The sequence below is a fragment of the Micromonospora matsumotoense genome (genome assembly GCF_050951065.1).
GTDB classification, from domain to species: Bacteria; Actinomycetota; Actinomycetes; order Mycobacteriales; family Micromonosporaceae; genus Micromonospora; species Micromonospora matsumotoensis.
This window is the reverse complement of record NZ_CP192025.1, coordinates 1,206,656-1,231,719: the sequence shown is the minus strand read 5'-3', so window position 1 is coordinate 1,231,719 and position 25,064 is coordinate 1,206,656. Positions and strand designations below refer to the sequence as shown.

The window sequence follows — 25,064 nt, the reverse complement described above, 5'->3', positions numbered from 1 at the left end:
CTGGGCCTCCGGGTAGCTCGTGGGCATCGACCCGGCCACGCTATCCCGACATAAAGCCCAAAGGAGGGCTAACGACTCAACGCACCGCTGCCGCCTGGAGGTTCACGTTGCCGCAGCTGCTGTTGAAGGTCTTCTCGACGGTCCAGCGGATCAGCAGCTTCGCACCCCGGGGCGCCTGGTACCGGATGACGAACTGGGCGGTGTGGGTGGTGTGCGGGTCCTCCAGCCGCAGCGTGCGGGTCGCCCCGCCGGTGGACAGCCGCGCGTCCAGCCGCCCCTGGGCCATCCAGACCCCGGCGAAGAGGTGCACCGTTCGCGGTTCCCCGTCACCCGCCACGGCCAGCGCGAACCCGTTACCGACACCGCAGACGAACACGCCGGTGCCGGTGGCGGAGACGGCCGGCACCGGAGCGCCGTCGCGCCAGCCGAACAGCTCGGGGTTGGTGTCGTACCGGTCGCGTGCGCCCCGACCGCCCTCGTCCCGGATCTCGCCGCTGCCGCCGCCCTTGCGGACCAGGGTCTCCGGCCGGTTGAGCCCCCAGTGCACCCAGTCCCGGGTGCCCAGCGCGGTCAGGTCCACCTCGGCGGGCACGTCGGCCCGGGAGACGCTCAGCGTCGGCGCGGCCGGGGACGCCACCGGGGTGGCGGTCGGCGTCGGTGGCTCGCTCGGTGGCGGGGTGCGTTCCCGGGGCTGCAACCCGGGCGTGACGACCCCGGCCTCGGCCGAAACGCCCACCCCCGCCGCCCCGGTCGGGTATCCGGCCGGGGTCGGCGCGCCGGCCGGCAGCACCAGGTCGGACTCCGGCGGGTCCGAATCCGGACCCAGATAGGTCACCAGCACCGCGAGGCAGGCCAGGCCGGCCACCGCCTCGATCGCCCAGCGGCGACGTTGCCGACGTCGGGCCTCCCGACGCTGCGCGATACGCGTCGTCGGGCCCGGCCCGATCCGCCAGGTTTCTTGGTCGTTCACGTGTGTCCCACTCCCCAGCCCGACGCCCGCGACCGGTCGGGGAGGGGGTGCGGTCGCGCCGTGAGCGTTCTCACGTTGTCATTCCAGGGCCGGGATGCGCCATATGCCAGCGGGTGGGCGTTTCCAGTTTGTTACCAAGTGCGAGCGATGGAAAGTTACCTGCCAATCATGAAAGCCCAGCTCAACCTCACGATGGCGCGGAGATCAATAATAGGTGGTCGTCAGCGGATCTCGAAACCCAACGACTGGACGAGCACCATCGCCTGCTCCGGGTCGATCACCGCGCCGGCCCGCTCGACCGCCGTCGGGTCCAGCGCGGTGAGGTCGCTGCCCCGCAGATCGGCCCCGGTGAACCGCACCGCGTGCAGTTGGGCGGCCGACAGGTCCACCCGGGCCAGGGTCGCGCCGGTCAGATTCGCCCCGGTCAGATCGGCCTCACGCATCCGTACGTCGCTGAGCTGCGCGCCGCGCAGGTCGGCCCCGGGTAGCGCGACGAACGACCAGTCCCCACCCGACACCCGCAACGGACGCAGCTCGCACTGGTCGAACGTGCTGCCGACCAGCTTGCAGCCGGTGAACTCGGCCTCGAACAGGTTGCACCGGCGGAACACGCAGCGGACGAAGGCCGAGTCGGTGTGCCGGGAGGAGTTGAACGACACCCCGCCGAAGGAGCACTCGGTGAACGAGGCGCCCCGGCTGACCGCTTCGGTCAGGTCGACGTCGGAGAAGACGCAGCGGACGAAGTGCCGGTCGACCAACTCCTCGGCGTACCAGTCGGTGTGGCGGAACGTCTCGTCCTCGGCGGCCTGCGGCATCGCTCCACCATAGGTGCGAGCACCGACACCGTCGGCGCACCTACCGCCCGGCGCGCACCGGCTAGTACGTTCGGTGACGTGAACGTGGCACGCAGCACCGACCCGGACCGCATCGGCTTCGACCCGGGCCGGCTGGCCCGGATCGACGACCACTTCGGCCGGTACGTCGACGACGGGCGGCTGGCCGGCTGGCAGATCGTGGTCACCCGGCGCGGCGAGGTCGCGCACTCCTCGGTCCACGGGCTGCGCGACCTGGAGGCGGGCACCCCGGTCGAGCCGGACACCATCTGGCGGATCTACTCGATGACCAAGCCGATCACCTCGGTCGCGGCGATGATGCTGTGGGAGGAGGGCCGGTTCGAGCTGACCGACCCGATCAGCCGCTGGCTGCCGGAGTTCGCCGACGTCCGGGTCTTCGACAAGGGCTCGGCGCTCAAGGCGTACACCGTGCCGGCGGTCGAGCCGATCCGGGTCTGGCACCTGCTCACCCACACCGCCGGGCTGACCTACGGGTTCGCGCAGACCTCGGTGGTCGACGCGCTCTACCGGGCCGCCGGCTACGACCTCGGCGTCCCGCCGGGGCTGGACCTGGCCGGGGCCAGTGCCGGGATGGCGAAGCTGCCGCTGCTGTTCCAGCCCGGCACGGGTTGGAACTACGGCGTCTCCACCGACGTGCTCGGCCGGCTCGTCGAGGTGCTCTCCGGGCAGAGCCTGGCCGATTTCCTCACCACCCGCATCCTCGCCCCGCTGGGCATGACCGACACCGGGTTCTGGGTCGACCAGGCGGATGCCAAGCGGCTCGCCGCCCTCTACACCCCGCACCCCGGCACCGGTCGGGCGGTCCGCGCCGATCAGCTCGGTGCCGCCGCGCTGGCCCCGCCGCAGTGCCTGTCCGGCGGGGGCGGGTTGGTCTCCACGGCCGCCGACTACCACCGGTTCACCCAGCTGCTGCTGCGCGGCGGCGAGCTGGACGGCGTACGACTGCTCGGGCCCCGGACGGTGCGCTACATGACCCGCAACCACCTGCCCGGCGGCGGCGACCTGGCGTCGTTGCAGCCGCAGGGGTTCGCCGAGACGGTGCTGGACGGCATCGGCTTCGGGCTGGGCTTCGCCGTGGTGCAGGACCCGGTGCCGGCCAAGGTGCCGAGCAGCGTCGGCGAATACTACTGGGGTGGGTTGGCCAGCACCGCGTTCTGGGTCGACCCGGCCGAGGAGATCACCGCGCTGCTGTTCACCCAGCTGATGCCGTCGAGCACCTACCCGCTGCGCTCCCAGCTCCGCCAGCTCGTCTACGCGGCCCTGGTCGGCTGAGCCGGGCCTGCCGGCGGCGGCACCGCCCCGGCCGGCAGCGGCGGTGCCGGCCGGGTCAGTCGGCGAGCCGGGCCGGAAAACCGCCGGTGGCGATCGGGCCCCAGCTCTCGACGGTGATCCTGATCAGCGACTTGCCCTGCGCCACCATGGCCGCCCGGTACTCGTCCCAGTCCGGGTGTTCCCCGGAGATGCTGCGGAAGTAGTCCACCAGCGGCTCCAGCGCGTCGGGCAGGTCGAGCACCTCGGCCACCCCGTCGACCTGCACCCACGGGCCGTCCCAGTCGTCGGAGAGCACGCAGGCGGAGACCCGGGGGTCACGGCGGATGTTGGCGGCCTTGGCCCGTTCCGGATAGGTGGAGATCATCAACCGCCCGGCGGCGTCGACCCCGCAGGCGACCGGGGAGGACTGCGGACGGCCGTCGGCCCGGGTGGTCATCAGCAGCACCCGGTGCCGGGGACGGACGAACTCGATCAGGGCGTCCCGGTCGACCCGGGTGGTGGTTGCGATGCTGCGTGCCATCCCCCGGTTCTACCAGGCCCGTCGGCCGGCGACTCGGCGGGCGTCAACCGGACCGGCCGCCGACCCGGCCCGGCGCGGGCTGGGCGGGGACCCGGGGCCGGGCCGTGGGCCGCCAGGCGCGGCCGTTGGCGTAGATCACCCGGAACCCGAGGTACGCCGCGAGCGGCGCCCAGTGCGCCGAGCCCATCCGCAGCTCGGCGGCGTTGTGCCGCTGGCCGTTGGCGAGCACGTCGAGCAGCACCGTCTCGAAGGCGGCCGACTCGACCCAGTCGACCTCGCGGGTGAAACCGCAGATCAGGGCCGCGCCGGTGACGTCGAGGAAGTCGCGCAGCGTGGCGTCGGAGGCGCGCAGCACCGAGCAGCTGCCGAAGTAGAGCCGCCGGCCCTCGGCCCGGCCGGCCATCCGCTCGGCGACGTCGGCCAGCTCGACGGAGTCCCAGTCGGTGAGGCAGAGCCGGCTGGGCTCGCCGTGCATGGCGAAGAAGCCGACCCGGTGGTCGGCGTACTGCTTGAGCAGCCAGCGGTCGAGGAAGTAGAACAGCTCGTCGCGGGTGGCGGCGTCCTTGTGGATGTAGCGGATGCGGCCGAGCCGTTCGAGCAGGTCGAGGGTGGGCAGCACGGACCCGCGTTCGTTGAGGTCACGGTGCCACTGCCCCTCGACACAGAAGACCCCGCCCCGCGCCACCTGCACCTCCCCGACCTCGCCGGCGCGGACGACGTTACCGGGTCCCGGTCACGAACCCACATCACCCTGGATGCCCGACTGATCCGTTTCGGGATACTCCGCCGCTATGGGGAAATCCGTCCCGCGCCGGCACGACCTGACCGAATTGCAATTCACCGCAATTCACAGGTGACACCCAGCTATCACCAACTGTGAGGACAATTCCCCTTTATCACCGCGAATCAGCCGGCCAGCTGTCAGGGTGGAAGTCGCAGGACGTCCCGGGCGATGCCCTGTTCACCACCCCAATCACTGCCAATCGGGAGGACTTCTGTGCGCCAGAACACTGTGAAGCGGGCACTCGTCGCGTTCGCCCTGGCTCTGCCGGGAGCCGCGATCGCCACGGTGGTCGCCGCGCCAGCGGCCCACGCCGACGGCTGCTACACCTGGAAACGCGACCTCTACCAGGGGCGCTCCGGCGATGACGTCCGCCAGTTGCAGATCCGGGTCGCCGGTTGGGCGGGCCGCGGGGGAATCGTCCGGATCGACGGGGACTTCGGCCCCGAGACCACCGCCGCGGTCAAGCGCTTCCAGACCGCGTACGGGCTGCGCAGCGACGGCGTCGCCGGCCGGCAGACCTTCACCAAGCTCTACCAGCTGCAGGACAACGACTGCACGCCGGCCCACTTCAGCTACCGCGAACTGGACGACGGCTGTGGCGAGGGCGGGTGGAGCGGCGGTCCGGTCTCCGCCACCGACACCAAGGCCACCGCCGTGCGCACCATGTGGAAACTGGAGGCGCTGCGGCGCGGCCTGGGCGACAAGCCGCTCAACGTCACCAGCGGCTTCCGCGACTCCAACTGCAACAAGCAGGTCGGCGGGGCGTCGGACAGCCAGCACCTCTACGGCAACGCCGCCGACCTGACCTCGGGCAGCAGGTCACTCTGCGAGATCGCCCGCGCCTCCCGCGACCACGGGTTCAGCGGCATCTACGGTCCCGGGTACGCCGGCCACGACGACCACGTCCACGTGGACTCCCGGCGGGAGAACAACCGCGACACGTCGACGAACCGCACCAGCTGGGCGGCTCCCGACTGCGGCGTCAGCCGCTGACCGGCACACTGGCCGACGCCGGTCCGGCCCCACGGGATCATCGGGGCCGGGCCGGCGTCGGGGCACCAGGGGCGCCGGACGGGCCTGCCCGCTCAGCTCGCCCGGGGCCAGCGCGGCGCGGTGGCGGGGGCGCCACCGGCCGTCCCGGCACGCCGGAGCGCACCCCGGGCCGCAGCCCCGAAGTGGTGGGCCGCGCCCCGGGTGTGCCGGGTCGGCCGACCTGGTCACGGGCCGGGTAGCCGGCCGCCGGGGCGGTCCGCGCCGGGGCCGTGCCGGGCCGGGGCGTGGTGTACGTAAACGGGAAGGGCACGTGCACGAACGGGTTTCCGTGCCGGATCAGCGCGTCGATCTGACGCTCGTTCAATCCGTGGTTCTCCAGCACCCGCCGTCCCCAGCGGTGCAACCGGCACGGGTAGGACGCACCGTCGTTGCGGCACAGCGGCCCGTTGGGCCATTCCTCGGCGGCGTGCACCACCACCGCCCGCACCGCGAGCCGGACGTCCTCGGGTGTCAACGAGGCGGGCACCGGCACCTCACCCAGAACCTGATCGATGGGGTCCGTCGACTGCTCACCAACTCGCACGGCAGGCCTCCCGCAGTTCGGCAGCAGTTGCGGCTGAATCGCCGCAACGCATCCTCGCGCAGTGGTACGGGCGGTGACCGGCGGCGGTTCAATCCCCCCAGGCGGTGAGCAGATCCTCCGGCGTCAACACCCGCACACCGTCCACCACCGCACCGGCCCGGGCGACCGCCAGCAGCGCCACCTGTTCGTCGGCACCGGGCAGCCGGGACCGGTGCAGGGTGAGCCGACCCAGGTCGTGCCCGTCGAAGGGTCGGTTCTCCAGCCACTTCACCGAGCCGACGAAGGTGATCCGCCGGGCGACCGGCCCCCGGTCCGCCCCGACCAGGTCGATCTCCGGGTCGTTGGTCCGGGTCCAGTAGCCGCCCACCACGGCGGTGTCGTCGGGCAGGTGGCCGGCCGGCAGTCGCCGCAGCGCCTCCCGTACCACCGGCTCGATCGCCCGGCCCCGCCAGGACGTCCAGGAGGTGCGGATCCTGGCGAGGGTGAGATCGCCCCGTCCGCGCTCGATCTCGGGCAGGTACGGGCCGAGGAAGGTCAGCCAGAAGCGCAGGTACGGGTCGGCGACGGTGTAACGGGTCTCCCGGGAGGGGCGGGTGGACAGCGGGGTGGCCACCTCGACGATGCGCTTGTCGGCCAGCAACCGCAGTGCCCGGCTGAGCGAGGCCTGGGGCAGGTCACCGGCCGCTCGCGCGATCAGGGAGAAGGTGCGTTCACCGGAACCGATGGCCCGCAGCACCAGACCGGCCTGCGACTGGGTCGGGAACTCGGCGGCCAGCGCCCGTTCCGCACTGACCAGCAGGGCGGAGGTCGGGTCGGTGACCGCCTCGGCGAGGTAGTCGGCGAGGCCGGCCCCGGCGGGCCACTCGTCGAGGATCAGCGGCAGGCCGCCGGAGACCAGATAGGCGTCGAAGGCGTCGGCCGGTGCCGCCCCGAGCATGTCCCGGACGTCGGTGGGGCTCAGCGGCGGCACCACCAGCTCCGTCGCCCGCTGGTGGAACGGCCGCCCGTAGTCGTTCAGCGCCTCCATCATCGCCAGGTCGGAGCCGATGCAGACCAACAGCACCGGCAGCCGTGACAACTCCCGGTCGAACACCTTCTGCAGGGTGCCCTCCAGTCCGGGGTCCGTGGCGATCAGGTAGGGCAACTCGTCGAGCACCACCACGGCCGGCCGGTCCGTCGGCAGGGCGGCGGCCAGCAGGGTGAGCGCGGCGTCCCAGGTGCTCGGGCGTTGGGCGGCGAAGAGTTGCGCACCGGGCAGGCTGGACCCGACCACGGCCTCGACGAACAGGGCGAGATCGGCAGCCAGGGTGGGCTGGGCGGATGCGGTGAAGAACAGGTAGGGGACCCCGGCCCGGTCGACGAACTCCTCGACCAACCGGGACTTGCCGACCCGACGACGTCCACGCATCAACAGCGCCCGACCGGGGCGTCCGGCCCGCCCACCCCGGCTGACCTTGCCCAGGATGCCGTCGAGAAGGCCGAGTTCCCGGTCACGTCCCACAAAGCCGTCCACGCCCAGCTCCGATACTCTCATCGGTGATACCACCACAGATGAGGGTATCAACTCTGAGGGTCTGGTGCTGTCAGGCCAGGCCCGCGTCGTGGACCAGCAGCGCCACCTGGACCCGGTTGTTCAACGCCAGTTTGGTCAGCAGCCGCGACACGTACGCCTTCACCGTCGCCACGCTCATGAACAGCTCCGCCGAGATCTCCGCGTTGCTCCGGCCCTGGCCGAGCGCCACCGCCACCTCCCGTTCCCGCTCGGTGAGCCCGGCCAGCAGCCGCAGCGCCCGGTCCCGGCGCGGGTCCGGGCCCGGCGTCGGCCCGTCGGTCAGGTGGCTGATCAGCTGCCGGGTCACCGTCGGCGACAGGGTCGCCTCGCCGGCGGCCACCCGGCGCACCGCCCGGACGATCTCGGCGGGTGGGGTGTCCTTGAGCAGGAAGCCGCCCGCGCCGGCCCGCAACGCCCGCAGCACCTGCTCGTCGGCGTCGAAGGTGGTCAGCACCAGCACCTCCGGCGGGTGCGGCAGCGCCCGCAGCGCCTCGGTGGCGGCCAACCCGTCCACCCGGGGCATCCGGATGTCCATCAGGACCACGTCGGGCGCGCACCCGGCGACGGCGGCGGGCACCTCGTCGCCGTCGGCCGCCTCGCCCACCACCCGCAGGTCCGGCACGCCACCGAGAATCATCGACAGCCCGGCGCGGACCAGCGCGTCGTCGTCGACGATCAACACCCGCACCGGGGCGTCGCCGCCGTCCGTCGTGCCGGTCACCGGGTACCACCGGGCAACCGGGCGGCGGTCCCGGCCGGGCGGTTCATGCCCGCCACGGCAGTCGGGCGGCCAGCCGGAAGTCGCCGGTCGCGTCGTCCCGACCGTGCGTCAGCCGGCCACCAGCCAGGGTGACCCGCTCGGCGATGCCGACCAGCCCGGTGCCGGCGCCCGGCAGCACCGACCAGGGTGGGCCCACCGGCCACGGGTTGCGGATCTCGACGCTCAGCTCCCGTCCCGGGCCGCCGGCCAGCCGGACGGCGACCGTCGCCCCGGGAGCGTGCTTGCGCGCGTTGGTCAGCCCCTCCTGCACGATCCGGTACGCGCCGCGCCCCACCGCCGTCGGCACGTCCGCCGGGTCGGCGACCTCGTCGACCAGGGTGACCCGCACCCCGGCGGCCCGGGACTCGGCGACCAGCGCGGGCACGTCGGCGAGGGTGGGTTGGGGGCGTTCCGGGCCGGTGTCGCCGCCGGCGGTGTCGGCGCGGAGCACCCCGATCACCTCGCGCAGGTCCTGCAGGGCGGCGTGGGCGCTGCCCCGGATCACCCCGGCCGCCCGCGCCACCTCCTGCGGTGACGCGTCCGGGCGGAACTCCAACGCCCCGGCGTGCAGGCTGAGCAGCGAGATCCGGTGCGCCAGCACGTCGTGCATCTCCCTGGCGATCCGGGTGCGTTCCAGCTGGCGGGCCTGGTCGACGCGGAGCTGCTGCTCGGCCTCCGCCCGGTGGGCGCGGTCGCGCAGTGACAGCACCAGTTGCCGGCGGGCCCGGACGAACATCGCCCAGGCCACCACCACGCCGATGAACATCACCGTCCAGGCCACCGTCCCCCAGTAGGGCAGCGACGGATCGGGGCGGACGGCGGTGTAGAGCGGGACCGTCAGCAGGTGGAAGCCGACCAGCGCCGCGCCGACCGGCAGCGGCCGGTGGACCAGCACGGTGAACACCACGATCAGCAGCGCCACCCCGGCGGTCACCGAGAACAGGGCCAGCGGCAGTCCGACCACGGCCAGCCCGACCGGCCAACGCCGGCGCAGCCAGAGGGCCGCGCAGCAGGCGAGACCCGCCAGCAGGTCGACCCCGACCAGCCAGGACGGGCCCGCGTTGTGGGCGAACTGCGGGTTCGATGACACCGCGTCACCGAACGCCACCAGCGCCCAGCCGAGGGCGAGCAGGAAGGCCACCACGTCGACCAGCCAGTCCCGGGGCGTACGCCGGGGCGACCTCGCCTCGGGCGTCAGCGCCCCCGGCAGCAGCCAGGGATGATCGGGTACGACGGCAGCACTCACCCACCCATGCTAGAAACCCGGCCGGCCTCCCGGACACCGACCAAAGTCGAGGTCTGCCGGTAGACCTAGGTAGGGGTGACGCTCGACCGCCGGCCGCAGCGCCCGGCCGGGTGGCTCCGACAGGCTCGACGGCATGATCACCGCTGACCACCTCACCAAGCGGTACGGCCCGCACGCCGCCGTCGATGACGTCTCCTTCCGCTGCGAACCCGGCACGGTGACCGGCTTCCTCGGCCCGAACGGGGCCGGCAAGTCCACCACCATGCGGATGCTCTGCGGGCTGACCCGCCCGACCTCCGGCGCCGCTGCCGTCGCCGGCCGCCCCTACCGGGAGCTGCCCAACCCGGGGCGGGAGGTGGGCGTGCTGCTGGACGCCTCGGCGCAGCACGTCGGGCGCAGCGGGCGGGAGACGCTGACCCTGGCCGCCCGGACCATGGGCGTGGACGCCGGGCGGGTGGCCGCCGTCCTCGACCGGGTGGGCCTGAACCCGGTGGCGGCGAAGCGACGGGTCGGGGCGTACTCGCTGGGGATGCGGCAGCGGCTCGGCCTGGCGCTGGCGCTGCTCGGCGAGCCCCGGGTGCTGGTCCTCGACGAGCCGGCCAACGGCCTGGACCCGGAGGGGATCTTCTGGATGCGCGGGTTGCTGCGCGACTTCGCCGACCGGGGCGGCACCGTGCTGCTCTCCTCCCACCTGCTGCGGGAGGTGGAGGCGGTCGCCGACCGGTTGGTGGTGATCGGCGGTGGCCGGGTGGTGGCCCAGGGCGGCAAGGACGAGCTGCTGGCCGGCGCGGGCACGCTGGTCCGGGCCCGCGACCCGCACGCCCTGCGGCTCACCCTCGACCGGGCCGGGCTGGACGCCACCGGCAGCGCCGACGGCGGGTGTGTGGTCCGCGCCGAGCCCGACGCCGTCGGGCAGGCCGCCGCCGACGCCGGGCTGGTCCTGACCGAGCTGCGCCCGGCCGGTGGCGGTGGCCTGGAACAGCTCTTCCTCACCCTGACCGCCGGCGCGAGCACCAAGGAGGCCGTGAAATGACCACCGTGACGACCACACCCCCCGCCCCCGTCCGGGAAGCGGTCCCCGGACCGTCCCTGGCCCGGCTGATCGGGGTGGAGCTGCGCAAGCTCGGCGACACCCGGGCCGGCCGCTGGCTGCTGGCCTCGATCGGGCTGATCGCCGCCGCGATCGTCGCGCTGCAACTGCGCTTCGTCGACGACGCCGCGCAGACCTTCACCAATTTCTTCACCGCGTCACTGGCGCCGGTGGCGCTGCTGCTGCCGGTGCTGGGCATCCTGTCGATCACCGCCGAGTGGTCCCAGCGCACCGCCCTGACCACGTTCGCCCTGGTGCCACGCCGGGAGCGGGTGGTGGTCGCCAAGCTCGCCGCCGTGCTGCTCGCCGCGCTGGCGTCGGTGCTGGTCAGCCTGACCGTCGCCGCCGCCGGCACCCTGCTGGCCGGGGTCACCGGCGGGGCGGGCAGCTGGGACTTCGACTGGACGGTGGCCGGGCACGCCGCCGTGTTCCAGGCCATCAACGTGCTGATCGGCGCGGGGTTCGGGTTGCTGCTGCTCAACACCCCGCTGGCGATCGTCACCTCGCTGCTGCTGCCGACGGTGTGGGGCATCCTCTCCGCGATGATCTCGGCGCTGCACGGCCCGGCCCGCTGGCTGGACACCTCGATCACCATGGAGCCGCTGCTCGGCCCGGACGTGACCGCCGGGCAGTGGGGCCGGCTCGGGGTGTCCCTGCTGGTCTGGGTGGCCGCGCCGCTCGCCGCCGGGCTGGTGCGCACGATGCGGCGGGAGGTGCACTGACCATGCGGGCGGGGGAGCCGGGCGCACCGACCACGGTCGGGGGTGACGTCGGGGAGCTGGTGGTGATGTGGGTCGGCTTCCCGCTGCTGGGCGCCGCCGTGGGCGGGCTGCTGCCGCTGGTCGCCGACTGGGTGGCCGGGCTGCCCTGGGCCCCGGTGCAGGGCTGGTTCGAGCTGGTCGCCGGGTTGCCGTACCGACGGGCGCTGGCCGGGGGCGTGGCGCTCGGCGTGCTGGCCGGCCTGTTCGTCGCCTTTGTCGGAACCCAGGAACGGCTGATCGTCACCGTGGACCGGGCCGGGGCACGGCTGCGCCGCGACGGCGTCGACCGTGATCTGGCCCGCCGGACCGTCACCGCCGTCTTCGCCGACCGCAAGGAGCTGGTGCTGCTCGACCCCGCCGGTGCGGAACTGGCCCGGGAACGGTCCGACCTCAGCCCGCGTCGACTGCGCGACGCCTTCCGTGAACACGGTTGGCCGTGGCAGGACGCCGACCCGCACCGGGACGCCTTCCGCCGATGGGTGGCGGGGCTGCCCGACCTCCCGCCGGGGGCCGACCCGCTGCTGCGCGTCCGGCAGCAGGCCGTCGAGGCCGACCGGCAGCGCGAGGCCCGGGAACTGCGCGGTGAACTGGCCCGGCTCGGGGTGGTCGTCCGGGACGAGGGCAGCCGGCAGTACTGGCGGACCGTTCCGCTTCCCCGGGAGGAAAACCCCGACGGGCGGTAGCCTTGCGGTGGAGGAGATCTCCGGAACCGGGAGCGTGCCCCATGACCGAGCAGCAGCCGTACCGGGTGCTGGGCCGGCACCCCGGCTTCGAGCTGCGCCGGTACCCGGCCCACCTGGTCGCCGAGCTACGGATCGACGGTGGGTTCGCCGCCGCCGGCACCGCCGCGTTCCGGCCGCTGGCCGCGTACCTGTCCGGGGCCAACCGGTCCCGACGGCGGATGGGGGCGAGCGGGCCGGTGGTCCAGGAGGCGACCGGCTCCGAGCAGATCGCGATGACCGCGCCGGTGGTCCAGGAGGAGGGCGACCGACCCGGGAACTGGTTGGTGTGGTTCGTGCTGCCGGCGCGGCTCAGCCCGGCCACCGTGCCCGAGCCGGAGGACCCCCGGATCACCGTCCGGGAGATCCCGGAGCAACTCGCCGCGGCGGTCCGGTTCGCCGGGCGGTGGACCGACCGGGCCTTCGCGCAGCGGGCCACCGCGCTGGGCCGGGCCGTCACCGACGCCGGCCTGACCCCGTCGGGGGCGATCCGGTACGCCCGGTACGACCCGCCGTGGAAGCCGTGGTTCCTGCGACACAACGAGGTGGTGCTGCCGGTCGTCGAGTGACCCCGGCGTGCAGCAACGCGGTGCCCAGACCGGCGAGCAGCCCGGCCAGCGACGGGAGCGCATCGGAGCCGGCGATCGGGCTGTTGCCGGCCAGCGCGGTCAACGGGGCACCGAGCCCGAGAACCGCGCTGACCAGCAGCGCGCCGGACAGCAGCGCCAGCGGGACGACCAGGGTGACCGGGACGAGCAGCGCGTACCGCCGCCATGCCGGTCGACCGCCCGACCAGGGCCGGGTCAGCACCGTCACCCCCACCAGCAGCACCGCGCCGAGCACCGCCGCCGGGGGCAGCCGGTCGGCCGGCCCGACGAGCCGGACCAACGGCAGGCCGACCCCGCCGACGACGGCCACCCCCACCGCCACCGCGGTCCGGGCCCGCCCCCGCCCGGGTGCGGCGGCCAGCGCAGCCGCCACGGTCAACGCCAGCAGGAGCAGACCGGTCATCAGGGCGGCCGGACCCAGTTCGGGTTCCCGGTCGGTCGGTGCCCGGGTCAGCACGGCGACCAGCGCCAACACCGCCGCGACGACGGAGAGTCCGGCCAACACGGCTCGGTCCCGACCGGGCGCTGCGTCCCGGCGTACGGCGGAGGCAGCGGTGAGGGCGACGGCCAGCCAGCCGAGGACGACGAGCGACACGGTCGCGCCGGGGCCGGTGGGGTCGGCCCGGTCGACGGCGACGTCGGCGGCCAGCGCGCCGCCGCCGAGCAGCACGGCCCGCAGGGTCCAGGGTCGCCGGCCGCCACCGGCCAGCACCAGCCCGGACACGACCGCCATCAGCGCCAGGAAACGCAGGTCACGGGCCCAGTAGGTGTGCGCCTCGGGGAGCCGCTCCGACCACGGGCCGACCGGCTCGGTGAGCGGTTGCCACACGGTCATGCCGACCGCCCAGAGCAGCACGGCCAGGGCGGCGAACCCGGCACCGACGGCGACGAGCCGGCCGGCCGATCGCGGAGCGTGACCGGCCGGGGAGGACATCATGGATGGTCAGACGCCATCCTGGCGGTTACGGTTCCCCCTCTGGGGAGGTGCCGTCGGTGTACGTGGTGTCCGTGATCAACTACAAGGGCGGGGTGGGTAAGACCACCGTGACCGCCAACCTCGGAGCCGAACTGGCCAACCGGGGGATGAAGGTGCTGCTGATCGACCTCGATCCGCAGACCAGCCTGACGTTCAGCTTCTACGACCCGGACGACTGGCGGGAACGGCTGCGCGACGGCCGCACCGTGAAACGCTGGTACGACGGCCTGCGCGGGGACACCCCGGCGGTGACCCTGGGTGAGCTGGTGGTCTCCCCCGGCCCGGCCAACGCGCACCTGTCCGGGGCCGGGCGGCTCGACCTGATCGCCTCGCACCTCGGCCTGGCCGACATCGACCTGGCGCTGGCCCGGGGCGTGGCCGACGGGGAGGACTACGACCGGGAGCTGTTCCGGGTCCGCGGGGCGCTGGCCGAGGGGCTGCACGACGCGGCGCTCGACGGCTACGACCTGGTGCTGATCGACTGCCCGCCGAACTTCAACGTGGTCACCCAGTCCGCCGTCATCGCCAGCGACCACCTGCTGATCCCGGCGAAGGCGGACTACCTGTCCACCCTCGGCATCGACCACCTCTGCGGCAGCGTCCGCGAACTGGTCGACCGCTACAACGCCGACGCCCGCCGGTTCGCCACCAGCCGCCGGCACCACAAGGTGGCCCCGGACATCGCCGGGGTGGTCTTCACCATGATCCAGCTGACCGCGCAGCGGCCCATCGCCGCCCACCAGGGCTACCTGGACCAGGTCCGCGCCCTCGGGCTGCCGGTCTTTCCCACCGCCCTGCGGGAGAACATCACCCTGTTCGCCGGGAACACCCCGCGCGGGGTGCCGGTGGTGCTGCGTCACCGGGTCACCTCGCCGGTGGTGCAGGAGGAGTTGCGGCAGATCACCACCGAGTTCATCGCCCACCTGCAACCGCGCGAGGTGGTGGTGTGACCGGGACGCCGCCCGGCGGGGACCTCGCGGCCGGGGTGCTGGCCCGGGTAGGTGAGTTGCTGTCCGGGCTGTCGGCCGCCGACGTCGCCGCGCTGGCGCAGGGCCGGGCCCGGCTGGTCGTCGTCCCGGTGGCACCGACCGGTGACGCCGCCGACCGGCCGGCCGCCCCGACGCCGGCGACTCCCCCGCCGGCCGCGCCGGTGCAGCCCACCCCGTCGGGCGTCGACCTGGACGCCGCATCGGCCACGCTGGACACCATGGCGCACCGCCGGGACGGTACGGCGTACCTGACGCCCTGGTCGATCCGGGACCTGCGGGCGCTGGCCGCCCGGCTCGGGTTGCGCGGGGTGGGCGGCCTGCGCAAGGCGGAACTGGTGGAACGGCTGGTCGACCGGACGATCGGGTTCCGCGTCGCCTCCGCCGCCGTCCGCGCCCGCTGAGCCGGCTCCGGCTCCGCACCGACCCGCAATCGATCCGACCGGCCCGGCACCGACCCGACCGGCGGCCATCCGACCGGCCCGATCCGTGTCCATCCGACCGGCCCGATCCGACCGGCGGCGGGGTCCGTGGCCGGCTCGCGGTCGGGGGGCCGGTCGCACAGCCCGGACCTGCTCGTCCCTCCGGTCGGAGCCGACACTTTCGATCTTGTGCGACACCGGGCCGGTGGATACGCTCCCGCGACTGTCTCCACCTGAGAAAGGACCGCAGTGACCTCTCCTGTCACCGCCCAGAAGTCCTGGGTCGTCGCCCTGCTGCTCTGCTTCTTTGTCGGTGTGCTCGGCGCGCACCGGTTCTATACCGGCAAGGTCGGCACCGGCGTGCTCCAGCTGATCACCCTCGGCGGATTGGGCATCTGGGCCTTCATCGATCTGATCATGATCCTGGTCGGCGCGTTCCGCGACAAGCAGGGCCAGCCGCTCGCCAAGTGAGCCGGTGAGGCCGGGGCCGACCGGTCCCGGCCCCACCCGCAGCGGCCCCGGTCCCGGGGGCGTCGCCGGGTGGGTGGGGCCTCGGCCCGCAGCGGTTGGCGGTGGGCGGGAATTCACCTCGTCGACCTCCCGCCGGCCGGGTTCCGGCCGATAACATCGCCGGGCATGGATATGAAGAGCAGCACCCGCCCGCGACCCGGGCGGCTGATCGCCGCGCTCGCCGCCGCCGTCACCCTGGCGGTCCCGGTGGCGGTGACCGCGACCTCGGCGTCCGCGGCGGCCACGTCGACCGTGGCGCAGGCCCTCGCCGCCCAGGACGGTCGGACCGCCACGGTCACCGGTTACGTGATCGGCCAGCCGACCGGCGCCAGCACGGTGCTCACCTCCGGCTACACCGCCGACACCGCCATCGCCCTGGCCGACACCGCCACCGAGACCGGCACCAGCCGGATGCTCTACGTCCAGATCACCGCCGACTACCGCAGCACGTTCGGGCTGTTGACCAACCCGACGCTGCGCGGCCGGCAGGTCACCGCGACCGGGACGCTGACCGCGTACTTCAGTCACGGTGGGTTGAAGAGCCCGAGCGCGATGAGCCTCGGCGGCGGCAGCACGCCGACGCCCACCGCGACCGCCGCCCCCACCCCCGCGCCCACCGGCTCCACCGGGCCGTACGACTCGACGTACTACGCGAACGCGGTCGGCAAGAGCGGCAGCGCGCTGCGCGGCTCGCTGCACACCATCATCAGGACCCAGACGAAGCTCAGCTACGACCAGGTGTGGGACGCGTTGAAGGACACCGACCAGGACCCGGCGAACGCCAACAACGTCATCCTGCTCTACAGCGGACGGTCGCAGAGCAAGAGCAGCAACGGCGGCGGGTCCAACGACTGGAACCGGGAGCACGTCTGGGCCAAGTCGCACGGTGACTTCGGCACCGCCACCGGGCCGGGCACCGACGTGCACCACCTGCGCCCGGAGGACGTGACGGTCAACTCCGCACGCGGCAACAAGGACTTCGACACCGGCGGCAGCGCGGTCGCCGAGGCCGCCGGCAGCTACACGGACGCCGACTCGTTCGAGCCCCGCAACGCGGTCAAGGGCGACGTCGCCCGCATGATCATGTATATGGCGATCCGGTACGAGGGTGACGACGGCTGGCCGAACCTGGAGATGAACAACTCCGTCAGCAACGGCAGCGCGCCCTACCTGGGCCGGCTGCCGGTGCTGCTCCAGTGGCACCGGCAGGACCCGCCGGACGCCTTCGAGCAGCGCCGCAACCAGCGCATCTACGAGCGCTGGCAGGGCAACCGCAACCCGTTCGTCGACCACCCGGAGTGGGCCACCGCGATCTGGGGCTGAACGGTCCGGTTGTCACAGATCACCCCGGTCGGGCCGTGAGGACGCGGCCTGACCGGGTAAACCCCCGGCATGGCACACACCGTTCCCGACATCAGCCTCAACGACGGCAACACCATCCCGCAGCTCGGCTTCGGGGTCTACCAGATCGAGCCGAAGGACACCGCCGCGGCCGTCAGCCGGGCGCTGGAGATCGGCTACCGGCACATCGACACCGCCGAGATGTACGGCAACGAGGCGGAGGTCGGCGAGGCGATCCGCACCTCCGGGCTGGACCGGGGCGAGGTCTTCGTGACCAGCAAGCTGAACAACGGCTTCCACCGCCCCGAGGACGCCCGCAAGGCGTTCGAGTCGACGCTGTCCGCGCTGAAGATGGACCACATCGACCTGTTCCTCATCCACTGGCCGCTGCCGACCCGTTACGACGGCGACTTCGTCTCCACCTGGAAGGCGCTGGAGGAGTTCCAGCGCGACGGCCGGGCCCGCTCGATCGGGGTGTCGAACTTCCAGGTGCCGCACCTGGAGCGGCTGGCCGCCGAGGCGGACGTGGTGCCGGCGGTCAACCAGATCGAGGTGCACCCGTACCTCACCAACGAGCAGGTGCGCGCGTACGGCGACGCCCACAACATCCTCACCGAGGCGTGGTCGCCGATCGCCCAGGGCAGGGTGCTCGACGACCCGACGATCGTCGACATCGCCGAGCAGGTGGGGCGCACCCCCGCCCAGGTGGTGCTGCGTTGGCACGTGCAGCGCGGCGACATCGTCTTCCCGAAGTCGACCACGCCGAAGCGGATCGAGGAGAACTTCCGGATCTTCGACTTCACCCTGGACGACACGGCCATGGAACGGATCAGCGGGCTGGACAGGGGCGAGACGGGCCGGACGGGCCCGAACCCGGACGTCTTCGACTACATCCCCGCCTGAGCGCGACATGCGCCACGGGCGGGACCCGCGCGCGGGTCCCGCCCGTGGCGCGTCTCGGCGGGAATGCTGCCTGGTGGGCGCGGCCGACGACGGGTAGGCGTGCGCCCATCGGTGCCGGCCCCGGGCGCGGGCGTCGGCGAGGGCCGCCAGCGTGGCGGCGGTGGCCAGCCCCCGGCCCTGGTGATCGGGGAGGATCGCCCAGCCCAGCTCGTAGACCGGGACGTCGTGCCAGACCCGTTCCCAGTAGCCGACGCTGCCGACCTTGCGCCCGTCGGGCAGCACCACCGTGAACATGCGGCCACTGCGCGGGCCGTGGCCGCGTACGTACCGTTCGTGCCGGGCGACCACCTGCTCGTCGGTCTCCGGGCCGCCGGTGTGGTCGCGAACCTCCGGCACGTTGAGCCGGCGCAGCAGTTCCAGGTCGTCGGCCTGCCACCGCGCGATGCGTACCCCGGTCATCCGGCTGCCCCGTCCGTGTCGGCGGCACCCATTGAAGCAGCCGGCACCGACAACCGGGCGGTTCCCGGCGGCTCGTCACCGCCGAGCCGCCGGGAGCCGGTGGCGGGTCACCACGCTGTCGAGCTGATGACGCAAACGAGTCAGCCACCATATCGGTCATTGATAGATGCGCATCTAGGTCCGTAGCATCCCCGGCATGCGTGCCGCCCGCATCACCGCCACCGCCACCGTCGCCGCGCTCGTGAGCCTGGTCGCGGTCAGCGCCGCCCGCGCCGACGACACCCCGGCACTCACCACCCCCGGCGCCCCGGTGGTGGTGACCAACGACCCGCACCGGCTCACCCTGAGCTGGACCCCGTCGACCTGGAAGGGCGAGCCGGGCGGCCCGGTCACCTACGACGTGCTCTCGCCGATCGGGCCGAACGCCTACCGGGGTCTGGGCAGCACGGAGACCGCCGGCATCACCCTGACCAACCTGGCCCCCGGCACCGACTACCGGATCGCCCTCCAGGCGTACGCGATCGGCGGTTACTCCGACGCCTCGCCGGTCACCGAGGTGCGCACCGCGTACGGGCGGGCGAAGGTCGACTACCTCAACCTCGACTGGGCGCCCACCGACAACCAGGCCCAGTTCCGGCTCGCCGTCACCAACACCGGCACCGCGCCGCTGGACCTGACCACCGTGCGGGTCCGCTACCACCTGCGTTTCGAGAACGGCAACGCCGCGCTGAGCACCGAGTGCGACTGGGCGACGCTGGGCTGCGCCACCATCCGGCGTACCCTCCAGTATTTTCCGCCGCCCGCGCCGCCGCCTGGTCCCAGCCCGACCCCGACCGTCTACCCGGTGCCCGGCACCCCGTTCCCCGGCTGGGTGGAGCTGACCTTCACCACCGGCGTGCTCGCCCCCGGGGCGTCCTCCGGGCCGATCCAGCTCCGGTTGCACCGCCCGAACTGGACGGCGATCGACGAACGCGACGACCCGAGCTGGCAGGCGGCCACCGGCGCGTGGGCCGCCAACAGCCGGATCACCCTCGACGTCAACGGGGTCCGTGAGTACGGCGACAACTGGGGCTGACCACCGGCCCACCCTCCACGGGCAAAGGCCGCTCGCCAGCGGCATGCCTCACGCGTGTGCTTCGCCGGCGACGGCGCGCTGGGCCGCGACGATCGTGTCGACCGGCAGGCTAAGGCCGCACAGCACGGCGGCCAGGTAGTCCAGCACCCGCCAGTGCTGCTCGTCGGTCAGTCCGAGCCGCCGCCACGCCCCGCCGGCCGCCCGGCCACCGTCCCCGCCGGGGTCGCCGAGGGCCACGGCCAGTAGGGCGGTCAGGCGGCAGGCGAGCCGGGGCCGGTCCAGCCCGATCAGGTACGGCGCCAGCTCGGCGTCCGCGGCGACCAGACGCAGCCAGCGGATCACCACCGCCCGTACGCCGGCCGGGCCGAGCCAGTCGAACGCGTTCCGGGGGCAGGTGACCAACTCCGTCGTCCGCACATCCGTCAGTACGGATCACCGCGCACCCTCAGTTCATCAGGCGACCTGGTGATGGCGAGATCACCGCCGGGCGGCGTACGGAGGCAGTATTCCCGGTGCGGCGTATGACGGTGGGTCATATTCATGCCCGACAGGCATGACCGCTTCAGGAGTCGTCGTCACCCGGCGAGAGCGGTCCTGTCGGTCGTCACCCGGCGAGAGCGGCCCCATCGGGCGTCGTCACCCCTGACGAGAGCAGTCCCGGCGGGCGTCATCCGGCGAGGTCCATCCCGTCATCGCAGCAGCATCGGGTGGTGGGACACAGTGCGACCGGCCCCGGCGCACACCGAATCGGGGTCAGGCCGACGCCAGATGGTCGGCCAGGAACGCCATGGTGGTCTGGTTGGCGGCCCAGCCGTCGGGGAACTTCACCGGCACGTCCAGGTACACCGACTCCGTCGACGGGTGGGCGTCCAGCAGCTCACCGATCCCGGCGCGGGCCACCACGATGCAGGCGTGCCGGTGCCGGGAGGTCAGCACGCACAGCCGCCCCGACTCCAGGTGGAAGTTCGTCGCGTCCCGCCGGCCGGAGAGCGGGTGCAGCACGATCGTCACGTCGTACTCCCGACCTTGGAGCCGGTTGGCGGTGTCCACGGTGATGCCCGCCCCGGCCGCGCCGAGCTGGGCGCGGATCGCGGCGACCTGGTCGCGGTGCGCCGCACCGACGGCGATCCGGTCGGCGGTCACCGGCGCGCCGGCCGGCGCGTGCTCGGAGACCGCGACCGCCCCCGGCGCAGCACCCGCAGGGCGAGCGCGGCGCACGCCGAGGCGGCCTCCGCGTCGGTACGCAGGGTGTGCCGGGCCGACAGCTCGTGCAACGCCCAGCCGGTCCCGACGGCCAGCTCCACCGCCGCGTCCAGCGCGTCGCCCGACCCCGGGCCGGTGAGCGTCAATGCCCGGTCGGCCGGGCCGGTGCCGGCCCGGAAGCCGGTGAACGGGTAGAACGCCGCCGCGACCACCGGGGCCGCCGACGCCGGCAGCCGCCAGGACACCGGCAGCCGGTGCACCGGCAGCTCCGGGTTGTGGCGCAGCAGCACCGCCACCGCCGCCTGCATCGGGTCCCAGCTCAGGCCCGTCCAGCGCAGGGTCTCGACGGTGGAGAACGGGTCGAGCTGCCCGGGATCACCCACGAACAGCGCCCGCTCGAACCGCCCGGCCACCCGCAGCAGCGCATCCGAGCGCATCTGGTACGCCTCGTCGACGATCGCCCACGGCCACCGCCCCTCGGTGACCGTGGCCCACTTGGCCGCCGTACCGATGGTGACGGCCGGACCCCCGAGGTCGGCGACCTTGGACGCGACCCGGACCGTGTCGTGCCCCCGGACCCGCTCCGACGGCCGGTAGTCGGTCGCGGACAGCCGGCCGATGCGCAGCTCGGGGGCCTTGGTGGCGAGCCGGTCGATGAGGTCGTCGACCTGCTCGTTGGTCTGCGCCACGATGATCAGCGGCTCACCGGCGGCGGCCAGCTCCACGGCGGCCCGCACGACGAGGGTCGACTTGCCGGCCCCGGGCGGCGAGTCGACGACGACGCCCCGGTGGTCGCCCGAGCGCAGGTCGGCCAGCACGGCCGTGACGACCCGTTCCGCCTCGACGGCCGGCGGCACCTCAAGCCCGAGCATCGACCTCACCTCCCACCAGCACCTACCGCCTATGCCAACGGCGGTACCGTCACGATACGGATGTCATCAGCTAGTTGGCTCGTCACCCAGCTCCTCGCGCTCCAAGTCATAGGCAGACGCAGACTCGTCACTTTCGGTTTCACCGCTGCGAACAGCCCGCTTACCCATCGCAGCTCCTACAAGATTCAGGAGCGCCTCGGCACGCGCGTCGAAGAATTTATCAAAGTCGGCCCGTCGGAGATACTTCGGCTCAATGGCGTGCGTCGCCAGGATAGCGTCCAGATCCTTCGACTTGATTCCAGCGGCACGCTCGATCTTTGGCAGGTAGTCCCGGGGCGACTGGCCGCCGATCTTGAGATTAGTCTGCCGGGAAAGGGCTGTCTTATTGACGATACTCTCCCGCCATATCGGGTCAATTCCATTCCGCTCGCACCACACCTTGGGAAAAATGTGGTGAATATCTACCTTGTAGTTGTAGAACGCGGCTTGACCGAGCGCTTCCGCCTTCATCCAGTCCCTCCCACCCTGTCGCATCAACAGCGCATAGATTCCCTTGTAAGCAGCACTGTTGCGAGTCCGAAGGGTATAAAGGCGATCTTCATGGAAGGAGGCATCGGTAACTGTAAGCGGTTCCCTGATTCTACCCTCCAACCAGGAGGTGACCTGTTCGAGATCACGGGCGAAGCGGGTGTCCGTCGCGCCGCCATACAGCTCACCGAGCACACCGCACCAAAACCACTGTCGCAGTTTTGTGTCATGGCCCCACAGCGCGGCCTCGTCGCCAAGGGCCGCGCCGATCGCAGCTAGCGGAACCAGCTGGGTTCGGTAAGGCACGTCGCGGGCATCGAAGATGTGCTCTGCCGCCAGAAAAGCAGCCGCCCATTCCAATGCCTCGGTAACCTTTGGCGCCCAATGCAGGAACTCGGTCAACTTGAGTCGCAGCATGTCTCGTCGCTTGCAGCCCACGCCAGGCGCATTACGCGCATCACCCTCATAGGCCCGCTTACGCTCCCAAGTGGCGAGTAGAGTTACCGCCTGCAGAAAATCGGTATTCTCCAAGAAGCGGAGCACCCGATGCGGTTCCAGCCTTTGCTGCACGTCCCGCCAGTAATCATTGAGGCGAAAATCTTCACCCTGCGCAGTGAAGTACGCCTTGTCGCCTGCGTAGGTTGCGGTCAGCAGCTCGAAGACGTTCAGTGCGACGCCACCGGTGTTCACCTTCTCGAAGACAGTGCAAACCGCTTCCTTCGGCGTCGTCTTGGTCAGCTTGATGACTGGCACAAGATACGAGCTTAAGTTATCGAGAACGCTACTCTGGAACTGCTTCCACTTAGCTCGCCGATCGAGGTCGACCCCGATAAATTCGAGCGACCAGTCAAGCTTGGCGTCACCATCGAGCGCGATGCTAAACGGGAACATCCCCGCCGCGCACTCCTTCTCCATGGTGCTGTAATCAGCGACAATCCGCCTACCGAAATCGTCTCGGATTACGCGGTCCTCGGGAACACTGACGATCGCCTCCTCGCGGTCGCCCTCGTCACGAAGAGCCTGGTCGACATCGATGTAGTACCACCGCTTCAGGCGCTTTCCCCGGTCATCAGTGGTGTCAACAACCTTCCCAGACATCAACGATTGGTACAGGGATGTGAGACGTTGTTGCCCATCAAGAAGTAACTGCTCCGGCCCGGGAAGGCCCGTGGCGGGAACGCCGGCAAGTGGTTTCGGCTTGAAGCGCGCCCCATCGCCACCGGTCTCCAAGGTCATGACCACACCGATTGGATAGCCGCGCGTTATCGTAGCCAGCAAGCTTACGATACGCGCATCATCCCATTTCCAGTCGCGCTGAAAGTCGGGCAGTTGCACCTTCCCCGCCCGGATGTCGCGAAGCAGTTCAGCCAAAGGCCAATCTGGACTTTCGAACGGCATAGGTCGATGCACCTCTTTTAGGCGATGGTCGAGCCAGCTGGACAGTCACGCCGACGACCGGTAGCGGACCACGTCAGGTAACCCTGCCACGCTCGCGACAGCATCAACTGTCCCACTGCGGGCCTCGGACCTTACCCCTCAAGACCTAGGAAGGGAGGAGGCCAAGGTAGCCTCCCGTCCGGAGACCCCGCTCCACCTCATCGCTGGTGAACGAGTTCCGTCGATGATTCGCGAGAATCATCTCGGCCGAGCCTGCCGTGTCTGCGCTGATCAGCGCTACCGCAATGGGCAAGCAGAAGCAACGGGAACAGTCATGTCGACGCCACCAGTCGCTGCTTGGCCCTATGCCTTCTGTCTGGGATCTGACAGCATCAGTTCAACATTATCCACGTAGCTACATCAGCTTCGGCTGATCCGCTTGGCGGTATGGCAGTCCTGACGCCCATCAGGGCCTCGGCAGGTCGGACAGGTGCAGGCGGTCCCCCGGTATGCCGGCCAGGGGCAGCCAGCGGCGGGCGACGGCGAGCATGGCGGGTGGGCCGCAGACGTACACCTGCTGGTGGGTTCGGTGGTAGCGCAGGGCATAGGTGACCGCGTCGCCCTGCTCGGCCGGGTCGGCGTGCGGGTCGTCGGAGAAGACGGGCACGATGGTCAGCCAGTCGTGGGCGCACTGGAGCTTGTCGAGGGCGATCGAGTCGTAGAGGTCGAAGAAGGTGCGGGCGCCGACGATCAGGGTGACCCGGCGGCCGTCGGGGGCGGCGGCGACCTGCTCGACCAGGGCGCGCAGCGGGGCCAGCCCGGTGCCGCCGGCCACCAGCAGCAGGTCACCGTCGCGCAGGTGCTGGCCGGTGTCGTAGGGCGGGCCGAGCCAGAGCAGCTCGCCGGGGCGTACCTCGTAGGCGAGGCTGACCGAGACGCTGCCGACGTGGACGGCGCGGACGTGCAGCTCGATGGTGCCGTCGGGGCGGGGCGCGTTGGCGGGGGAATACCAGCGCCACCGACCGGGGACGTGCGGCGTGCTGACGGGGACGGCCTGGCCGGGGAGGTACGACAGTCGCTGCCAGGGTCGTACCGTCAGGATGGCGGTCTCTTCGCCGGCCTTCTCGCGGGCGACCACCAGGGCGGGCCGCCACGGCGGGTCGTCGTCGGCCCGCGCCGCCGCCTGCCGCAGCAACTCCACCGGCACGTCGGCCCGGGACAGCTTGACGATCAACGCGGCGTGCGGCAGCAACGCAAACCGGCGAAAGGCGTGACCCAGCACGGTCAGCGTCACGGCCTGCGCCGCTGGCTCCGGGTCGGTGGCGAGCCGGCACAGCGTGGCGATCAGCAACTCGGCATCGTGCGCGGCGAGCCGACCCGGCAACGCCACCCGCAACTCGTCGGCCTCCCTCACCGGGCCACCGCCCGGCGTACCTGGGCGATCCGCTCGTCGGGCAGGTACGCCGCCCAGCAGACTCCGACCAGGTAGTCACCGATGCGCCGGTGCTGCGCCTCGGACAGGCCGAGCCCACCCCAGGCGTCCGCCGGCTCCCCGGCGAGCGCGGCGGTCACGCTCGCCGTCAGTTGCCCGGCCAGCCGATCAACATCCACCCCGATGAGGTACGGGGACAGCTCCGCGTCCGCCACCACCAGTCGCAGCCACCGGCGTACGATCTCGGCCGGCGTCACGCCTGCTCCCC

At 72.1% G+C, this 25,064-nt stretch carries 24 protein-coding genes and 3 pseudogenes; 12 read left to right on the top strand and 15 right to left on the bottom strand.

Annotated features, from left to right (window positions below; genetic code table 11):
- Positions 1–76 precede the first annotated feature (76 nt).
- Both ACQP1S_RS05750 and ACQP1S_RS05745 read right to left on the bottom strand, forming a co-directional pair.
- The gene (locus ACQP1S_RS05750; RefSeq protein WP_432903805.1) at positions 77–970 is read right to left on the bottom strand and encodes a hypothetical protein; all 894 of its coding nucleotides are present in this window, start codon (positions 968–970) and stop codon (positions 77–79) included.
- Between the two features lie 221 nt (positions 971–1,191).
- Positions 1,192–1,785, bottom strand: a complete 594-nt coding sequence (locus ACQP1S_RS05745) for a pentapeptide repeat-containing protein (protein WP_432903802.1) — start codon at positions 1,783–1,785, stop codon at positions 1,192–1,194.
- 78 nt (positions 1,786–1,863) lie between these two features.
- Here ACQP1S_RS05745 and ACQP1S_RS05740 point away from each other — a divergent pair, with 78 nt between their 5' ends.
- Positions 1,864–3,096 carry a serine hydrolase domain-containing protein gene (locus tag ACQP1S_RS05740; protein WP_432903800.1) on the top strand — a complete coding sequence of 411 codons (1,233 nt, stop codon included), beginning with the start codon at positions 1,864–1,866 and terminating at the stop codon, positions 3,094–3,096.
- A gap of 55 nt (positions 3,097–3,151) precedes the next feature.
- Here the strand turns inward: ACQP1S_RS05740 and ACQP1S_RS05735 are convergent, their stop codons facing one another.
- Together ACQP1S_RS05735 and ACQP1S_RS05730 are read right to left on the bottom strand one after the other, a co-directional pair.
- Positions 3,152–3,616: a PPOX class F420-dependent oxidoreductase gene (locus ACQP1S_RS05735; RefSeq protein WP_432903797.1), complete on the bottom strand. Its 465-nt coding sequence runs from the start codon at positions 3,614–3,616 to the stop codon at positions 3,152–3,154.
- A gap of 43 nt (positions 3,617–3,659) precedes the next feature.
- A complete protein-coding gene (locus ACQP1S_RS05730; protein ID WP_091251693.1) occupies positions 3,660–4,301 on the bottom strand; it encodes a DUF6642 family protein in 642 nt (213 codons plus the stop codon).
- 312 nt (positions 4,302–4,613) lie between these two features.
- On the opposite strand from ACQP1S_RS05730, the gene ACQP1S_RS05725 reads away from it, so the two are divergent.
- The gene (locus ACQP1S_RS05725) at positions 4,614–5,393 is read left to right on the top strand and encodes a D-Ala-D-Ala carboxypeptidase family metallohydrolase (RefSeq protein WP_091251547.1); all 780 of its coding nucleotides are present in this window, start codon (positions 4,614–4,616) and stop codon (positions 5,391–5,393) included.
- A gap of 37 nt (positions 5,394–5,430) precedes the next feature.
- On the opposite strand, the gene ACQP1S_RS05720 is transcribed toward ACQP1S_RS05725, so the two are convergent.
- The 4 genes and pseudogenes from ACQP1S_RS05720 to ACQP1S_RS05705 all read right to left on the bottom strand — a co-directional run bounded on the left by ACQP1S_RS05720 (position 5,431) and on the right by ACQP1S_RS05705 (position 9,534).
- Positions 5,431–5,976 carry a hypothetical protein gene (locus tag ACQP1S_RS05720; protein WP_432903794.1) on the bottom strand — a complete coding sequence of 182 codons (546 nt, stop codon included), beginning with the start codon at positions 5,974–5,976 and terminating at the stop codon, positions 5,431–5,433.
- An 88-nt stretch (positions 5,977–6,064) separates the two neighbouring features.
- Positions 6,065–7,510, bottom strand: a complete 1,446-nt coding sequence (locus ACQP1S_RS05715) for an ATP-binding protein (RefSeq protein WP_432903791.1) — start codon at positions 7,508–7,510, stop codon at positions 6,065–6,067.
- A 49-nt stretch (positions 7,511–7,559) separates the two neighbouring features.
- Positions 7,560–8,296, bottom strand: a pseudogene (locus ACQP1S_RS05710) (response regulator).
- A complete protein-coding gene (locus tag ACQP1S_RS05705) occupies positions 8,293–9,534 on the bottom strand; it encodes a sensor histidine kinase (RefSeq protein WP_432903789.1) in 1,242 nt (413 codons plus the stop codon). The pseudogene ACQP1S_RS05710 and the gene ACQP1S_RS05705 overlap by 4 nt, the downstream one beginning before the upstream one ends.
- Positions 9,535–9,667: 133 nt before the next feature.
- Here ACQP1S_RS05705 and ACQP1S_RS05700 point away from each other — a divergent pair, with 133 nt between their 5' ends.
- Genes ACQP1S_RS05700 through ACQP1S_RS05685 form a run of 4 tightly spaced genes read left to right on the top strand, consistent with a single transcriptional unit; the run spans position 9,668 to position 12,673 of the window.
- The gene (locus tag ACQP1S_RS05700; protein ID WP_091251538.1) at positions 9,668–10,567 is read left to right on the top strand and encodes an ABC transporter ATP-binding protein; all 900 of its coding nucleotides are present in this window, start codon (positions 9,668–9,670) and stop codon (positions 10,565–10,567) included.
- Positions 10,564–11,346: an ABC transporter permease gene (locus ACQP1S_RS05695; protein ID WP_363671192.1), complete on the top strand. Its 783-nt coding sequence runs from the start codon at positions 10,564–10,566 to the stop codon at positions 11,344–11,346. Before ACQP1S_RS05700 ends, ACQP1S_RS05695 begins: the two co-directional genes overlap by 4 nt.
- A gap of 2 nt (positions 11,347–11,348) precedes the next feature.
- Positions 11,349–12,068, top strand: coding sequence for a YqeB family protein (locus ACQP1S_RS05690; RefSeq protein WP_432903784.1), 720 nt, complete (start codon positions 11,349–11,351; stop codon positions 12,066–12,068).
- A 41-nt stretch (positions 12,069–12,109) separates the two neighbouring features.
- Positions 12,110–12,673, top strand: a complete 564-nt coding sequence (locus ACQP1S_RS05685; RefSeq protein ID WP_432903781.1) for an SOUL family heme-binding protein — start codon at positions 12,110–12,112, stop codon at positions 12,671–12,673.
- Here the strand turns inward: ACQP1S_RS05685 and ACQP1S_RS05680 are convergent.
- Positions 12,561–13,649, bottom strand: coding sequence for a hypothetical protein (locus tag ACQP1S_RS05680; protein ID WP_432903779.1), 1,089 nt, complete (start codon positions 13,647–13,649; stop codon positions 12,561–12,563). The two genes, ACQP1S_RS05685 and ACQP1S_RS05680, sit on opposite strands and share 113 nt — an antisense overlap.
- 56 nt (positions 13,650–13,705) lie before the next feature.
- On the opposite strand from ACQP1S_RS05680, the gene ACQP1S_RS05675 reads away from it, so the two are divergent.
- The 5 genes from ACQP1S_RS05675 to ACQP1S_RS05655 all read left to right on the top strand — a co-directional run bounded on the left by ACQP1S_RS05675 (position 13,706) and on the right by ACQP1S_RS05655 (position 17,850).
- Positions 13,706–14,638: a ParA family protein gene (locus tag ACQP1S_RS05675; RefSeq protein WP_432903776.1), complete on the top strand. Its 933-nt coding sequence runs from the start codon at positions 13,706–13,708 to the stop codon at positions 14,636–14,638.
- A complete protein-coding gene (locus ACQP1S_RS05670; protein WP_432903773.1) occupies positions 14,635–15,078 on the top strand; it encodes a Rho termination factor N-terminal domain-containing protein in 444 nt (147 codons plus the stop codon). Before ACQP1S_RS05675 ends, ACQP1S_RS05670 begins: the two co-directional genes overlap by 4 nt.
- Before the next feature lie 267 nt (positions 15,079–15,345).
- Complete coding sequence (locus ACQP1S_RS05665; RefSeq protein WP_432903770.1) at positions 15,346–15,567, top strand: TM2 domain-containing protein; 222 nt, start codon at positions 15,346–15,348, stop codon at positions 15,565–15,567.
- 165 nt (positions 15,568–15,732) lie between these two features.
- Entirely contained in the window at positions 15,733–16,929 is a 1,197-nt protein-coding gene (locus ACQP1S_RS05660; protein WP_432903767.1) for an endonuclease, read from the top strand.
- Positions 16,930–16,998: 69 nt separating this feature from the next.
- The gene (locus ACQP1S_RS05655) at positions 16,999–17,850 is read left to right on the top strand and encodes an aldo/keto reductase (protein ID WP_432903764.1); all 852 of its coding nucleotides are present in this window, start codon (positions 16,999–17,001) and stop codon (positions 17,848–17,850) included.
- 99 nt (positions 17,851–17,949) lie between these two features.
- Here the strand turns inward: ACQP1S_RS05655 and ACQP1S_RS05650 are convergent.
- Positions 17,950–18,309, bottom strand: a pseudogene (locus ACQP1S_RS05650) (GNAT family N-acetyltransferase); the annotation flags it as partial.
- Positions 18,310–18,505: 196 nt separating this feature from the next.
- On the opposite strand from ACQP1S_RS05650, the gene ACQP1S_RS05645 reads away from it, so the two are divergent.
- A complete protein-coding gene (locus ACQP1S_RS05645) occupies positions 18,506–19,384 on the top strand; it encodes a cellulose binding domain-containing protein (protein ID WP_432903761.1) in 879 nt (292 codons plus the stop codon).
- 48 nt (positions 19,385–19,432) lie between these two features.
- Here the strand turns inward: ACQP1S_RS05645 and ACQP1S_RS05640 are convergent, their stop codons facing one another.
- The 5 genes and pseudogenes from ACQP1S_RS05640 to ACQP1S_RS05620 form a co-directional block, all read right to left on the bottom strand.
- Positions 19,433–19,801: a globin gene (locus tag ACQP1S_RS05640; RefSeq protein ID WP_432903758.1), complete on the bottom strand. Its 369-nt coding sequence runs from the start codon at positions 19,799–19,801 to the stop codon at positions 19,433–19,435.
- 336 nt (positions 19,802–20,137) lie between these two features.
- Positions 20,138–21,459: pseudogene (locus ACQP1S_RS05635) on the bottom strand (AAA family ATPase).
- Positions 21,460–21,525: 66 nt separating this feature from the next.
- Positions 21,526–23,385: a GmrSD restriction endonuclease domain-containing protein gene (locus ACQP1S_RS05630; RefSeq protein ID WP_432903755.1), complete on the bottom strand. Its 1,860-nt coding sequence runs from the start codon at positions 23,383–23,385 to the stop codon at positions 21,526–21,528.
- A gap of 445 nt (positions 23,386–23,830) precedes the next feature.
- Positions 23,831–24,778 (bottom strand): FAD-binding oxidoreductase, encoded by a 948-nt coding sequence (locus ACQP1S_RS05625; protein ID WP_432903752.1) that lies wholly within the window; start codon positions 24,776–24,778, stop codon positions 23,831–23,833.
- Positions 24,775–25,053: a hypothetical protein gene (locus ACQP1S_RS05620; protein ID WP_432903749.1), complete on the bottom strand. Its 279-nt coding sequence runs from the start codon at positions 25,051–25,053 to the stop codon at positions 24,775–24,777. Before ACQP1S_RS05620 ends, ACQP1S_RS05625 begins: the two co-directional genes overlap by 4 nt.
- Positions 25,054–25,064: the final 11 nt, after the last annotated feature.